General features: G+C 70.2%; 12 protein-coding genes. 3 read left to right on the top strand and 9 right to left on the bottom strand.

Annotation, left to right across the window (positions count from 1 at the left end; genetic code table 11):
* Positions 1-75: 75 nt before the first annotated feature.
* Positions 76-1095, bottom strand: coding sequence for a sulfate ABC transporter substrate-binding protein (locus U4Z31_RS31215; RefSeq protein ID WP_044846167.1), 1020 nt, complete (start codon positions 1093-1095; stop codon positions 76-78).
* A 452-nt stretch (positions 1096-1547) separates the two neighbouring features.
* On the opposite strand from U4Z31_RS31215, the gene dapA reads away from it, so the two are divergent.
* The gene (gene dapA / locus U4Z31_RS31210; protein ID WP_321812362.1) at positions 1548-2441 is read left to right on the top strand and encodes a 4-hydroxy-tetrahydrodipicolinate synthase; all 894 of its coding nucleotides are present in this window, start codon (positions 1548-1550) and stop codon (positions 2439-2441) included.
* A 21-nt stretch (positions 2442-2462) separates the two neighbouring features.
* Here dapA and U4Z31_RS31205 read toward each other — a convergent pair whose 3' ends face one another.
* The 3 genes from U4Z31_RS31205 to U4Z31_RS31195 all read right to left on the bottom strand — a co-directional run bounded on the left by U4Z31_RS31205 (position 2463) and on the right by U4Z31_RS31195 (position 4213).
* Positions 2463-2843 carry a type II toxin-antitoxin system VapC family toxin gene (locus U4Z31_RS31205; RefSeq protein WP_044846165.1) on the bottom strand — a complete coding sequence of 127 codons (381 nt, stop codon included), beginning with the start codon at positions 2841-2843 and terminating at the stop codon, positions 2463-2465.
* Entirely contained in the window at positions 2843-3070 is a 228-nt protein-coding gene (locus U4Z31_RS31200) for a type II toxin-antitoxin system Phd/YefM family antitoxin (protein WP_044846164.1), read from the bottom strand. Before U4Z31_RS31200 ends, U4Z31_RS31205 begins: the two co-directional genes overlap by 1 nt.
* Before the next feature lie 96 nt (positions 3071-3166).
* The gene (locus tag U4Z31_RS31195; protein ID WP_321812361.1) at positions 3167-4213 is read right to left on the bottom strand and encodes a LysR substrate-binding domain-containing protein; all 1047 of its coding nucleotides are present in this window, start codon (positions 4211-4213) and stop codon (positions 3167-3169) included.
* Positions 4214-4320: 107 nt separating this feature from the next.
* On the opposite strand from U4Z31_RS31195, the gene U4Z31_RS31190 reads away from it, so the two are divergent.
* Complete coding sequence (locus U4Z31_RS31190) at positions 4321-5595, top strand: MFS transporter (RefSeq protein WP_321812360.1); 1275 nt, start codon at positions 4321-4323, stop codon at positions 5593-5595.
* A 55-nt stretch (positions 5596-5650) separates the two neighbouring features.
* Here U4Z31_RS31190 and U4Z31_RS31185 read toward each other — a convergent pair whose 3' ends face one another.
* Together U4Z31_RS31185 and U4Z31_RS31180 are read right to left on the bottom strand one after the other, a co-directional pair.
* Positions 5651-7852 (bottom strand): TonB-dependent siderophore receptor, encoded by a 2202-nt coding sequence (locus U4Z31_RS31185; RefSeq protein WP_321812359.1) that lies wholly within the window; start codon positions 7850-7852, stop codon positions 5651-5653.
* Positions 7853-8157: 305 nt separating this feature from the next.
* Positions 8158-8796, bottom strand: coding sequence for a glutathione S-transferase family protein (locus tag U4Z31_RS31180; RefSeq protein WP_124571777.1), 639 nt, complete (start codon positions 8794-8796; stop codon positions 8158-8160).
* Between the two features lie 111 nt (positions 8797-8907).
* Here U4Z31_RS31180 and U4Z31_RS31175 point away from each other — a divergent pair, with 111 nt between their 5' ends.
* Complete coding sequence (locus U4Z31_RS31175) at positions 8908-9828, top strand: LysR substrate-binding domain-containing protein (protein WP_124486603.1); 921 nt, start codon at positions 8908-8910, stop codon at positions 9826-9828.
* A 15-nt stretch (positions 9829-9843) separates the two neighbouring features.
* On the opposite strand, the gene U4Z31_RS31170 is transcribed toward U4Z31_RS31175, so the two are convergent.
* From U4Z31_RS31170 to U4Z31_RS31160, 3 genes are read right to left on the bottom strand one after another with little or no spacing between them, the layout of a single operon-like run.
* Positions 9844-12069, bottom strand: a complete 2226-nt coding sequence (locus U4Z31_RS31170) for a xanthine dehydrogenase family protein molybdopterin-binding subunit (protein ID WP_321812358.1) — start codon at positions 12067-12069, stop codon at positions 9844-9846.
* Complete coding sequence (locus U4Z31_RS31165) at positions 12066-13067, bottom strand: FAD binding domain-containing protein (protein WP_124486605.1); 1002 nt, start codon at positions 13065-13067, stop codon at positions 12066-12068. Before U4Z31_RS31165 ends, U4Z31_RS31170 begins: the two co-directional genes overlap by 4 nt.
* Positions 13068-13084: 17 nt before the next feature.
* Positions 13085-13840 (bottom strand): (2Fe-2S)-binding protein, encoded by a 756-nt coding sequence (locus U4Z31_RS31160; protein ID WP_321812357.1) that lies wholly within the window; start codon positions 13838-13840, stop codon positions 13085-13087.
* Positions 13841-14152 lie beyond the last annotated feature (312 nt).

The following is a 14152-nucleotide window of genomic DNA, read 5'->3' as shown; positions in this document are numbered from 1 at the left end:
CGGTCGTTCGGCGTGCTCGCGGCGCGGCCTGGGGCTTTCGGCTTGCGGCCTGCCGCCTGCCGCCTGCCGCTGAACTTACTTGCGGTCGACGATCACGCGGTCGAACGTGCCGCCGTCGGCGAAGTGGGTCTTCTGCGCATTCGCCCAGCTGCCGAAAACCTGCTCGACGCTGAACGTCTTCAGCGGCTTGAACTCGGCCGCATGCTTCTTCAGCACGGTCGCGTCGCGCGGGCGCAGATGGTGCTGCGCGATGATCTCCTGCGCCTGCGGCGTGTACAGGTAGTCGAGATACGCCTGCGCGACCTTGCGCGTGCCCTTCTTGTCGACGACCTTGTCGACGACGGCGACGGGCGGCTCCGCGAGGATGCTCGCGGACGGGTACACGGCGTCGAATTCCGCTCCCGACGCACCGGTGTCCATCAGCGCGACTTCGTTCTCGAACGTGACGAGCACGTCGCCGATGCCGCGCTGCGTGAAGGTCGTCGTCGCGCCGCGGCCGCCCGAGTCCAGCACCGGCACGTTGCGGAAGATCGCCTTCTCGAAGTCGAGCGCCTGCTGGTCGGTCGCGCCCTTCTGCTTCTGGTAGCCCCACGCGGCGAGGTACGCGTAACGACCGTTGCCCGACGTCTTCGGGTTCGCGATGATCACCTGCACGCCCGGCTTCGCGAGATCGCTCCAGTCCTTGATCGCCTTCGGATTGCCCTTGCGCACGAGGAACACCATCGTCGTCGAGTACGGCGAGCTGCCGTCGGGGAAGCGCGCGCGCCAGTCCTTCGGCAGCAGCTGGCCGCGCTCGGCGAGCAGGTCGATGTCGTTCGGCTGGTTCATCGTCACGACGTCGGCCTGCAGCCCCTGCAACACCGACAGCGCCTGCGCGCTCGACGCGCCGTGCGACTGCTTGATCGTCACCGTTTCACCCGTCTGCTGCTTGTAGGCGGCGGCGAAGCTCGTGTTGATGTCCTTGTACAGCTCGCGCGTCACGTCGTACGACACGTTCAGGATCGACGTGTCCGCATGCGCGGCCGTGGCCGCCACGACCAGCGCCGCCGCGGCGCCCGTGTGCAGCCAGCGGCCGATCCCCTTGATGCTTGCCATCGTGATATGCCCCGTTTCCAGTGGTGGTGGATATGCGTGACGGCACGCGTACGCGCTGTCATCGAAACGTAAGCGGGCATTCTAACGGCCGGGCGCGACGCACTTTCCAATCTGTCGTGGAAAGCAAATCTCTAATTCTGCTAAGCGGCGCGCGTCGCTCGCGTACGCGCCGGATCCGGTGTTAAGATCGCCGTTCAGCCCCTTTCACGGTTCATCCATGTCCGTTGCCCCGCGTTCGCCGTCGATCCTTGCCGCCATCGCGGCAGGCGCGCGCGCGGCCGGGCTGAAACTGAAAAAACGACACCTCGACTGACGGGGGCGTCGCGTCCCGTCAGGCGAATGCCGGACGGGATGCCCGCAGGTCGTTTCTTTCTCCTTGCTCGCACGCCTCGCTCCGGCACCCCGCCGGCGGAACGGTTCCTTCCCACTCCGTTTCCACCATGAGGCTTTGCATGCACACACGTTTCGAAGGTATCTGGCTGCCGCTCGTCACGCCGTTCCACGACGGCGAGGTCGACCACGGCGCGCTCGCGCGGCTCGCGCGTCACTATGCGGCGGCGGGCGTCGCCGGGTTCGTCGCGGGCGCGACGACCGGTGAAGGCGTGCTGCTCGACGCGCGCGAACAGGACGCCGTGTTCGCGACGCTGCGCGATGCGGTGCCCGACCTGCCGATCGTCGTCGGGCTCACCGCGAGCGCGACGCACTTCGCGGCCGCCCGCGCACGCGAACTCGCCGCGCTGCGGCCCGACGGGCTGCTCGTCACGCCGCCCGTCTACGTTCGGCCGACGCAGGACGGGATCCGCCGCCACGTCGAGGCGATCGTCGAGGCGGCCGACCTGCCGGTCCTCGTCTACAACATCCCGTATCGCACCGGCGTGAACGTCGAACTGGAGACGCTGCAGGCGCTCGCGCGCGATCCGCGCGTCGCGGGCATCAAGGAATGCGGCGGGACGCTCGAACGGATGAGCCGGCTCGTGCACGAGACGCCGCTCGCGATCCTCTCCGGCGACGACAACCAGAACTTCGCCGCGCTGTGTGCCGGCGCGCATGGCGCGATCGCCAGCAGCGCGCACGTGCTGCCCGAATGGCACGTGCGCATCCACGCGCTGCTGCGCGACGGCCGGCTCGCCGACGCGCGACGGCTGTCGGTCGCGCTGCAGCCGCTCGTCGCGGCGCTGTTCGCCGAGCCGAATCCGGCGCCGGTGAAGGCGGTGCTGGCTGCGCAGGGGTGGTGCGAGGACGGGCTGCGGTTGCCGTTCGTGCCGGCGAGCGCGGGGTTGCGGGAGAGGCTCGGCAAGCTGTGCGCGGCGCTGGAGGCGTCGGCGCAGACGGTCGCGGCAGCGTAGGATTTCGCTCCGAAAACTGTTTCAGACCGTCAGAATCCGCGACGCGCCATACTGCGCAAGATGGCCGTCGGCGGTGATGAGCAGCATCGGTTCGGACCAGGCCTGTGCGACCAGCAAGCGGTCGAACGGATCGCCATGGTAATGGGGAAGATGACGTACGGCCGCACCGTGTGCGGCCCGAACCGGCAGTTCGCGATATTGGCTCGCGTTCAGTTTGTCGACCAACCGATCCACATCGACGTCCAGCTTCCCTTTCCCGGCCTTGATCGCGACTTCCCAGATGCTCGCGCTGCTGATGAACACTTCGTCGGCTGCGACGATCAGCTTGCGCGCCCGAGCGCTCAACTTCGGATCATTCGCCACCGCCCAGAGAAAGATGTGCGTATCGAACAGCAGCCGCATTACTCACCTTCGAACGCCGCGAGCTCCTCGGCGGAAAGCGGTGCATCGAAATCGTCCGCAATCCAGATCTCGCCCTCGAGGGCGCCGAACGGATGAATCGGCTTGAGCGGCACGAGCCGGACCGACTGCTTGCCGTCCTGCATGATCACGACGCGTTCGCCGGCGATCGCGGCATCGAGAAGCCGCTGAAGATCGAGCGCGGCTTCCGGGACAGTGGCAACTTGCATGATGGCCTCCGTTGAGTGATCCACCATTGTCACGACATTCGCCGCGTCCCTCCAATAGGCCGAACGCCCAGTCGGGCGCAGGCGTGTCGATCGCCATCACGCCGCCAGCGCCCCCGCCTCCCCTCGCGTCGCGTCCCGCACCGCCTGCGTGACGATCCGCGCGAGCCGCTCGACGGTCGGCGTCGCCGACGACGTCCGCCGCAGCAGCATCAGCGGCAGGCCCGGCAGTGCCGGCAGCCCGGACGACGCCGCGTCGAGCACACGCACCGACGCGGGCAGCCCGTAGTGCGAGCGCACGGTCAGCCCGAGGCCGGCCGCCGCCGCCGCCCACAGCCCGGCCAGGCTCGGCGTCGTGAACGCGACGCGCCACGGCACGCCCGCGCGGTCGAGCGCATCGGTCGCCGCGCCGAAGAAGCGGCACGGCCGGTCGAACACGACGAGCGGCAACGGCTCGCCCGATGCGCGCATCGCACGCAGACGCGCGGCGCCGTCGTCGACCGCATCCGCCGGTCCGTCGGCGTCCGGCACGCCGAAACCGCTCGCGCCGCCCGCCGCGATCCACTGCATCGGCACCTGCGCGATCGCGTCGCTGTCGATGCCCGCGCGCGACACCAGCGCCGCCGACGCCGGGTCGCCCCACACGAGCGCGAGATCGAGCTGGTTCGCGTCGAGCCGCTCGAGCAACTCGGCATTGCGCGCGACGCGCGCCTCGATCCTCACCTTCGGATGCGCACGCGCGAAACGCCCGAGCACGTCGGGCAGGATCGCTTCGCCGAAGTCCTCCTGAAGGCCGACCCGCACCCAGCCGTCGAGATTCACGCCGCGCACGGCCGCGGCCGCTTCGTCGTTCAGCTCGATCATCCGCCGCGCATAGCGCAGCATCGCGTCGCCGGCGTCGGTCAGCGCGAGCCCGCGGCCGGCCTTCACGAACAGCGGCGTGCCGGCCTGTTCCTCGAGCTTGCGGATCTGCGCGCTCACCGCCGACGACGAACGCGCGACGCGATCGGCGGCCTTCGCGAAGCTGCCGAGATCCACACCCGCGACCAGGCTGCGCAACGCCGCGACGTCGAAGTTCGGCCGGGCCAGCGTGGCGTCGGGTGCCACGAGCGACGCCTCGCCGTGGGCAGGGTCTTGTCCGGACATCTCAATCATCCCGTTTTATCGAACGATTCATCAAAAACTTTCCGATTTTCAGGATGAATGTAGGTCGCCACACTGGCGATGTCAATTTCCACACGGGCCCTGTCGCCATGGATACCTCCTGCCTAGCATCCCCGTCCCCGTCCTTGCCAGCGCGCGACGCGCGCGGCCCGGCCCATCGCTGGCGCGTGCTCGCGGCCGGCGTCGCCGCGAACATGAGCTTTTCCGCCGCCGCGGCGGGCATTCCGACCACCGCCGTGTGGATGCGCTCGGCCTATCACCTCGACAACGGCGCGCTGGGCCTCGTGCTCGGCGCGCTCGGCTTCGGCGTCGCGCTGTCCGAACTGCCGTGGGGGATCGCCGCCGACCGCTTCGGCGATCGCCGCGTACTGCTCACCGGCCTCGTCGCGACCGCCGCGATGCTGGCGCTGATGGTGGCCACGATCGTCCCGGCCGCGCACGCGGTGCCGCCGCTCATGCGCGTCGTCGCGGCGATGGGCTGCGTCGGCCTGCTCGGAGGCAGCGTGAACGGCTCGAGCGGACGCGCGGTGATGCGCTGGTTCGGCGAGCGCGAACGCGGGCTCGCGATGAGCATCCGCCAGACGGCCGTGCCGCTCGGTGGCGGCGTCGGCGCGGCGCTGCTGCCGTCGCTCGCATCGCATGCGGGCTTTGCCGCGGTGTACGGCGCGCTGATGCTGCTGTGTGCCGGATCGGCCGCGCTCACGTGGCGCTGGCTGCACGAACCGCCCGACACGGCGGCCACCGCGCCCGCCGCCGCGAACCGGGCCGTCGGGCAGCAACCGCCGGCCGCGCCCGCGCGCAGTCCGCTCGCGAGCGGCCGCGTCTGGCGCATCGTGCTCGGCATCGGCGCGCTGTGTGCACCGCAGTTCGCGGTACTCACGTTCGCGACCGTGTTCCTGCACGATTTCGGCCGGCTCGGCCTCGCCGGCATCAGCGCGGCGATGGTCGCGCTGCAGTTGGGCGCGATGGTGATGCGCGTGTGGAGCGGCCGCCATACCGACCGGCACGGCAACCGGCGTGCGTACCTGCGCGGGTCGGTCTGCGTCGCGTCCGGATCGTTCGCGCTGCTCGCGGCCGCGACCGCCGGCAGCCCGCACGTGCCGCTCGCCGCGATCGTCGCGATCCTCGTGTTCGCCGGCATCTGCGTGTCGGCCTGGCACGGCGTCGCATACACCGAACTCGCGACGCTCGCGGGCGCGAACCACGCAGGCACCGCCCTCGGGATGGCGAACACGGTCGTCTATCTCGGGCTGTTCGCGACGCCGCTCGCGATTCCGCCGCTGCTCGCCGTCAGCTCGTGGAGCGTGGTGTGGCTCGCGACCGCGCTGATCGCGGCGGCAACGTACCCGTTGTTTGCCCGCTAGCCAGCAAGCGGGCGCCAGCGGCGACGCCCGTCCTGCCGACCGCATGGCGCGACATTCAGAACTTGTACACGGCCGACAGCATCGCCGAGCGGCCGTCGCCGAACTCGACGGCCGACGATTGCGATGCGTTTCCCACCACCTGCCGCACGCGTTCAACATAGGCGCGATCGAACAGGTTGTCGACGTTCAGCTGGAAGCGCAGCCTGCGGCTCACGTCGTACGACGCCATCAGGTTGTGCACCCAGTACGCGCCGAGCTTGCCGTCGCCTTGCGACGTCACGTTGCGCCGGCCGACGAAGTGCGAACCGTAGCCGACCGTCCAGCCGGCCGGCAACCGATAGGTCGTCCACAGGTTGAACGCGTGCCGCGGCGTGTTGCCGAGCGCCTGTCCGTCGCGGCGCGGCGTGGCCGGTGAACTGAGCGTGACGCTCGCGAGATACGTGTAGTTGGCGAACACGTCCCACTGCGGCGTCACCTTGCCGGCGGCCCCGAGCTCGATGCCGCGAACGCGCTGCCGGCCCACGAGCGCGTAGCTGCCGTCGGCCATGCGTTCGCGTGCGTTGTTCTTTTCGGTCTGGAACAGCGCGCCGTTCAGCGCGACGCCCGCGAGCCCCTCCCATTTCGCACCGAGCTCGAAGCTCTCGTTCTTCTCGGGCGCGAGCGCACCGGTCGCCGCGCTGACGCCGGAGCCGGAGGTCACGAGAAATTCGGCGGACGGGTTGAACGACGTGCCGTACGCGAAATAGGCGCGACCGTTGTCGGTCGGCTTGAACACGAGCCCCGCGCGCGTGCTCAGGTGACGGTCGGAACTGTCCGCGCGCTCGGCGGGCTTGCCGGCCGCGGCCCCTTCCGCCCAGCCGTCGATCCAGTCGTGCCGCAGCCCGACGTCGATGTCCCAGTAGCGGCCGACCGAGATCGTGTCGAACGCGTACAGCGCCTTCACGACCAGCGCGGTGTCCTGGCGGGCACTGTCCTCGCGCTGCGCCGGGCCGCGCCACACGCCGGGCGGCGCCGCGAGCGCAAAGCCGTCGGCCGGGTAGAACCGGTTGAGCCCGTACGAATAGGTCGTGCGGCCGTACGTTTCGCGCGAGATCTCGAAGCCCGTGACGAGCGTATGCCCGACGCCGAACGTCGTGAACGTGCTCGTCACGTTCGTCTGGTTCGCCCACATCGCGGTCGACGCGTCGCGGCCGTAGCCTTGCGGCCCGGCCGGCTTGTAACGCCCGGGCGGCAGCCCTTCGAGGCTCACGCGCGCTCCCGAAATCACCGTATCGCGATTCAGGTGCGCGTAGCGGCTCAGGTTCTGCACCTTCAGGCTGGACGACACGTCGTGCTCGGCCTTCACGGTGACGGCATCCGCAGCGATCCGTTCGCGATCCAGATTGCGCCAGCCGAAATAGCGGTCGCGCGACATGCCGGCCAGCACCTGGCCGTTGTGCGCAGGCAGCCCGTAGTCGGGCAGGTTGTTGTCGTACTGGTGAAAATAGCCGAGCGTGACGCGCGTCGGCGTGCCGACGCCAAACGCGAGCGACGGCGCGACGCCCCAGCGGCGCTTGCGGATGTCGTTGCGGCCCGGCACGTCGTTCACATGCGCCATCGCGTTCAGGCGGAACGCGGCCCGGCCTTCGGTGCCGGGCACCGGCCGGTTCGCATCGAGCGTCACGCGGCGGTAGCCGGACGTACCGAGCATCGTGCCGGCCTCCGTGAGCATGCCGGCTTTCGGCGTCTTGCTGATCAGGTTCACCGAGCCGCCCGTCGTGCCCGCGCCGCCGAATACCGAGTTCGGCCCCTTGATCACCTCGACCGCCTCGATGTTGAACAGGTCGCTGCGATTGTTCTGCGCACTGTCGCGCAACCCGTCGAGCTGCATATTCGCGTTCGCGCCGAAGCCGCGGATATTGAACATGTCGCCCGACCCGCCGCCGCCTTCTCCCGCGTTGAACGTGATGCCCGCGACGTTCGACAGCGCGTCGCGCAGGCTCAGCGCCTGCTGTTCGTCGAGCACCGCGCGCGGCACGACGGTGATCGTCTGCGGCACGTCGAGCAACGGCGTCGCGTATTTGGCGGAACCCGACCGGTCGACGCGCGTACCGGCGTCGCGATTGCCGTGGACGAAGATCGGGCTCAGGTGCGGCGCGTGGCGCGGCTCGTCCTCTTCCGCGCACGCAGGCGCGGCGGCACAGGTCACCATCGCGAACGCAACGGACGCGGTCGCGCGACGCGGCGGCGTCGCGCTCGACAGAATGCAACGACTCATGTTCACTCCACCCCATTAACGAGAATAGTTCTCATTCAATAGAAATGGAGTCGACGTGGCAATTGGACACGTACGAACTTCGGGATCCGAATGAATCGTCGAACGACGCGGGCATGGTGCAGGCCAGCATGACGCAGTGTGGCGTCTCGATCATTCGCACGGAGCGTGCGACAGCTGGCTGCGTGCGGTCTTCGCGTTCAGGAGGCCGCCGACGCTGTACACGCCACCGATGCGCGGCACCGTGAAATGGCAGCCGTTCGTCACACGCGGGCGGCGCAGCACGCCCCACGGCGCCCGCGCATCCGTCAGGCCGCCTCGCGTGCCAGCGCGCGCCGCGCGGCCGGCCGCTCGGCCTCGCGCTGCGCGTGGGCTGTCCACGCCGCATGCTGCGTCATGTCGAGTCCGATCGCGACACCCCAGCGATACAGCACCAACAGGAACGGATCGACGATCGAATGCGCACCCGGTTCAGCCCACGTTCGGCCATCGGCGAGCGCGGCCTCGATCGAGGCGTTCGCGGCTTCGATCGTGCCGCGCCCGTGTGCGCTGACCGCGCCGTGCAGCGCCGGATCGCCGATGAAGCGGCCCGGCCGCCACAACGCGCCGTAGCCGACGCCGTGCACCCAGCCGACCAGCCAGGCGAGCCATTCATGACACCGCGCCTCGCGCAGCGGTTCGCCGAGCGGCAGCAATTGCGCATCCGGATAGCGGTGCGCGAGATACGTGAGGATCGCAGGCGTTTCGGTCAGCACGCTCGGCTCGCCCGGAATCGCGAGCACGGGCACGCGCGCCTTCGCGTTGATCGCCAGATAGGGCGCTGCGAGGTTCTGCTGCTTCTGCACCGAGACGATCTCGACGTCGAACGGCGCGCCGGTTTCCTCCAGCGCGATATGAGCGGCGAGCGAGCAGGCGCCCGGCGAAAGATAGAGACGATATGCGTTCATGGTGTGTGGCCCGACGGCGCTGTGGAAGACGGAACCGAGTGTAGGAACGCATCCCGATGCGCGGCAAACGAAGAATTGTCGTGCTTGAACATTAGTGTTACTAATACCCGCATGCGACGCATCCACCTCCCCCCGCTCCAGACGCTGCGTGCGTTCGAAGCCGCCGTGCGGCTGCAGAGCTTCACGCGCGCGGCCGATGCGCTTGCGCTCACGCAAGGCGCCGTCAGCCAGCACATCCGCGCGCTCGAGGCGCAGCTCGGCTACCCGCTCTTCACGCGCGAACGCAACGGCGCAACGCCAACGCATGCCGCGCATGCGCTCGCGCTACAGGTGCGCCAGGGCCTGAGCGTGCTCGAACGCGCGTTCGAGCCGGCGCTCGCCGTACGCAGCCGCCCGCGTACCTGCGACGTGACGCTGAACGTCAGCGTGCTGCCGAGTGTCGCCGAGCGCTGGCTCGCACCACGCCTGCCGCGCTTCACGGCCGCGCATCCGCACATCGCGATCGCGCTGCACCCGGACGTGGCGCTCGCGCCGCTGCGCAAGCGCGACCGCATCGACGTCGCGCTGCGCTACGGGCCCGGCAGCTGGCCGGGCGTCGTCGCCGAAAAGCTGATGAACGAGACGATCTTCCCGGTCGCGAGCCCCGCGTACCGCAATCGCGACGGCATTGCGCCGCGCGTGCCGGCCGATCTCGTGCGCGCGACGTTGCTGCGCCATCCCGCGCAGCCATGGGAACCGTGGCTCCAGGCTGCGCGGCTCGACCTCACCGAATCCGCTCGCGCGCCGCGTTTCACCGATGCGAATGCGCTGATCGACGCGACGCTGAAAGGGCGCGGCGTCGCACTCGCGCGCCGCTCGCTGATCGAGCCCGAACTCGCGGACGGCACGCTCGTGCGCGTATCGACGGTGCGCGTGACCGACGTGTATGCGCACTACGTCGTATGGCGCCCCGGCCATCCGCAGGAAGCGGCGATCCGCACGTGGCTCGACTGGCTGCGCAGCGAAGCGCGGCGCAGAACGCCGCGCCGCTGACGCTGCGGCTGACGCTCACGCGCGCGTCGGCATCGCCACCTTGTCGAGCGTGATCGGCAGATCGCGCACGCGCACGCCCGTCGCGTGATAGATCGCATTCGCGATCGCCGCCGGCACGCCCGTGATCCCTATTTCGCCGATGCCGCGGATGCCGAGCGGGTTGAAATGCGTGTCGCGTTCGTCGACGAAGCTCACGTCGAGATCGCCGATATCCGCATTCACGGGTACGTGATATTCGGCGAGGTTCGCATTCGTGAAGCGGCCATGCCGCACGTCGAGGAACGAGCCTTCCTCGAGCGCGGTGCCGAGCCCCCACACCATCCCGCCGATCAACTGGCTGCGTGCGGTCTTCGCATTCAGCAGGCTGCCGACGCTGTACACGCCGACGATGCGCGGCACCCGGATCGTGCCGAGTTCGGCATCGACGTGTACTTCGGCGAACACCGCGCCGAACGAATGAGATGCATAGCGCGACTTCTCGTCGCCCGGCTTCGCGGTCGCCTGCGCTTCGAGCGGCCGTCCGCCCGCGCGCGCGATCACCGCGGCGGCCGGATCGCGCCGCGACGGCTCGCCGCGATGCACGAGCCAGCCGTCGTCGACCGTCACGTCGTCCGCCGCGACGCCGTGCAGCGGCGAGCCCGAATCGGCGATCGCCAGCGCGATCAGCATCGCGCGCGCCCGCAGCGCGGCGTCGCGCACGGCCGGCGCGACGCTCGCCGCCGATTGCGAGCCGCCCGACACCGGCGCGCGCGGCAGGCTCGAATCGCCGAGCACGAAGCGCACGTTCTGCGGCGCGAAGCCGAGCGCGTCGGCGGCGACCTGCGTCATGACCGTGTAGGTGCCGGTGCCGATGTCCTGCGTGCCCGACGCGACTTCGGCCGTGCCGTCCGGCAGGATGCGCGCACGCGCAGACGCCTCGCTGCGATTCGCCGGATACGTCGCGGCGGCCATCCCGAGACCGACCAGCGTGTCGCCGTCGCGCATCGTGCGCGGCCCGCCGGTGCGCCGCGACCAGCCGAAGCGTTGCGCGCCGGCCTGGTAGCACTCGCGCAGCTTGTTGCTCGACCACGGCTTGCCGTCCTCCGGATCGACTTCCGCGTAATTCGCGAGCCGCAGCGCGACCGGATCCATGCCGAGCCGCCACGCGAGCTCGTCCATCGCCGATTCCAGCGCGAACGAACCGGACGCCTCGCCGGGCGCGCGCATGAACGTCGGCGTGCCGACGTTCAGCGACACGATCCGGTGCGTGGTCGCGTGGTTCGGCACCGCATACATGATCCGCGACGGCATCCCGCACATCTCCGTCCAGTCCTCGAACGTCGACGTGGTGACGATCGAGTCGTGGCGCAGCGCGGTCAGCGTGCCGTCGGCGCGCGCGGCCAGCACGACGCGCTGCTCGGTGAACGGGCGGCCGCCGACCGGGCCGAACATCTGCGGCCGCGTCAGCGCAAGGCGCACCGGGCGGCCCACCTGGCGCGCGGCCATCGCGCACAACGACACGTGCGACCACGACGATCCCTTGCAGCCGAAGCCGCCGCCGAGGAACGGCGAGATCACGCGCACCTGCTCCGGCGCGATGCCGAACACCGCGGCCACCGCCGTGCTGGCGCCCGACACGCCCTGCGTCGCGTCGTGCAGCGTGAGCGTCGGGCCGTCCCAGTGCGCCATCGTCGCGTGCGGCTCGAGCGGATTGTGATGCTGCATCGGCGTCGTGTAGGTGGCGTCGATGCGCACCGCGCCCTCGCGCAGGCCCGCATCGAGGTCGCCGCGCTGCGTGTCCATCGCGCGCCCCTGCTGCTTCGGCGGCACGCGCGCGCCGCGCTTCGCGCGCGCGAAATCGAGCGTGGCAACGCTCGCGCGATAGCGCACCTGCACGGCATTCGCGGCGTCGGTCGCCTGCTCGAGCGTTTCGGCGACGACGACCGCGACAGGTTCGTTGCTGTAGCGCACCGTGTCGTCCTGCAACAGCGTGAGCCGGCGCCCGGCCGGCGGCGACAGCGGCGTGCGGCCGCCGTTGGGCAACCGCATCGCGTTCTCGTGCGTCATCACGAGCAGCACGCCGGGCATCGCGCGTGCGCGTGCCGCGTCAATCGATTCGATGCGCCCCGCTGCGATCGTGCTCGTCACGAGCACCGCGTGCGCGAGGCGCGTATCGGCGAATTCGGCCGCATAGCGCGCGCCGCCCGTCACTTTGAGTACGCCGTCGACACGGTCGAGCGGCTGTCCGGTCACCGTGTTCATGCCGCATCTCCCGTCGTGCCAGCGGCCGCATGCACCGCACGGACGATCGCGCGCTGCGCGAGCGCGACCTTGAATCGATTGCCGTCGAGCGGCCGCGCGTCGCGCAACGCGAGCGCAGCCGCCTCGCGCAGCGCCGCATCCGTCGGCGCGCGGCCGACGAGATGCCGTTCCGCGGCCGTCGCGCGCAGCGGCTTGTGCGCCACGCCGCCGAGCGCGATGCGCGCCTCCGTCACCTGCGCACCGTCCAGCCGCAACGCGGCGGCCACCGCGACCAGCGCGAACGCGTAACTCGCGCGGTCGCGCACCTTCAGGTAGTGCGCATGGTCCGCAAAGCGCGGCGGCGGCAGATCCACCGACGTAATCAGTTCGCCCGGTTCGAGCGTCGTGTCGAGGTCGGGCCGATCGCCGGGCAACCGGTGAAACGACGCGAACGGAATCTGCCGCGCGCCGCGTGGGCCGCTCACCTGTACGACCGCGTCGAGCGCCGCGAGCGCGACGCTCATGTCCGACGGGTTCACCGCGACGCACTGCTGGCTGGCGCCGAGAATCGCGTGCATCCGGTTGTGCCCGCCGATCGCCGCGCAGCCGCTGCCCGGCTCGCGCTTGTTGCATTGCGCGAACGCGGGATCGTAGAAATACGGGCAGCGCGTGCGCTGCATCAGGTTGCCGCCGACGGTCGCCATGTTGCGCAATTGCGCGGACGCGCCGGCGAGCAGCGCCTGCGACAGCAGCGGATAGTCCGCGCGGATACGCGGATGAGCGGCCGCATCGCTGTTGCGCACGAGCGCACCGATACGCAGTCCGCCATCCGGCAACGCGTCGACCGTATCGAGGCCCGCGATGCGCGTGATGTCGATGAGCGTGACGGGCCGCGCGACGCCGCCCTTCATCAGGTCCAGCAGGTTCGTGCCGCCGCCGATGAAGGCCGCGCCCGGCCGCTGCGCCGCCCGCACGGCGCCCGCGACGTCGGTTGCCCGTTCGTAGGAGATCGCTTCCATGGCCGGGTCCTCCCGCGCTAGCCGTTCGCCGCGTGCGCGGCGCGCACGGCGGCGACGATGTTCGGGTACGCACCGCAGCGGCACAGATTGCCGCTCATGCGCTCGCGGATCTCGGCGTCCGACAGTTGTGCGGGCCGGCGTCGCACGTCGTCGGTGACGGCGCTCGCCGCGCCCGCCGAAAACTCGTCGAGCAGCGCGGTCGCAGAACACAGCTGGCCGGGCGTGCAGTAGCCGCACTGGAATGCATCGTGATCGACGAACGCACGCTGCATCGGGCTCAGCACGCCGCCGCGCGCGAGCCCCTCGACGGTCGTGATCCGCTCGCCTTCGTGCATCACCGCGAGCGTCAGGCACGCGTTGATGCGCCGCCCGTCGACGAGCACCGTGCACGCGCCGCATTGCCCGCGGTCGCAGCCTTTCTTGGTGCCGGTGAGGCCCGCGTATTCGCGCAGCGCGTCGAGCAGCGTGACGCGCGGTTCGAGCTGCAGCGTGTATTCGCGCCCGTTGATGTCGAGCCGCACGGGCCGCGCCGGGACCGTATCGCGATGCGTCGCCGCAGGCGTGGATGTCATGTGCGGCGGCTGCGGATGAACGTGCGATGCGGCGCCGACGGTCGCGGCCGCCGCCGCCGATTGCAGAAAGCGGCGCCGTGCGGCGCTGGACGGCGTATCGTGCGGCAACGGCGGCGACGCCGCATGGCCGGCCGCGAGCGGCGACGGGGCAGCATCGCTCGCGGGTCCGGTGGACGGGGGGATGGGTCGATCGCTGGACATGGCTTCTGCTCGCTCCCTGGTTGATGGATGCGGATACGCCGCCCGTGCCCGGTTGGCCGCGCGGGACAGCGCGTGCATCGGCGCTGCGAGCAATTCCGGTGCCGCAAGCCGACACGGGTCTTCGCCTGCGCCGGGCAGATTGCGTTCATGCGTTGCGAACGGACCGCACGCAGGTATCGGTTACCGCTCCTGTCACGTGCGTGCCGCTACGCTGGCGCGTGGCTGACCGCCGGCTGTCGATGCGGTAAAAAACACGCATTCGGCAGTGGCGCTGGCGACACATCGACCGACGCTGGCCAAAGGCGTCCGCAC

The organism is Burkholderia sp. BCC1985, assembly GCF_905339915.1.
GTDB lineage: Bacteria > Pseudomonadota > Gammaproteobacteria > Burkholderiales > Burkholderiaceae > Burkholderia.
The sequence above is the reverse complement of the archived record's forward strand: the minus strand, read 5'-3'. Positions and strand labels throughout refer to the sequence as shown.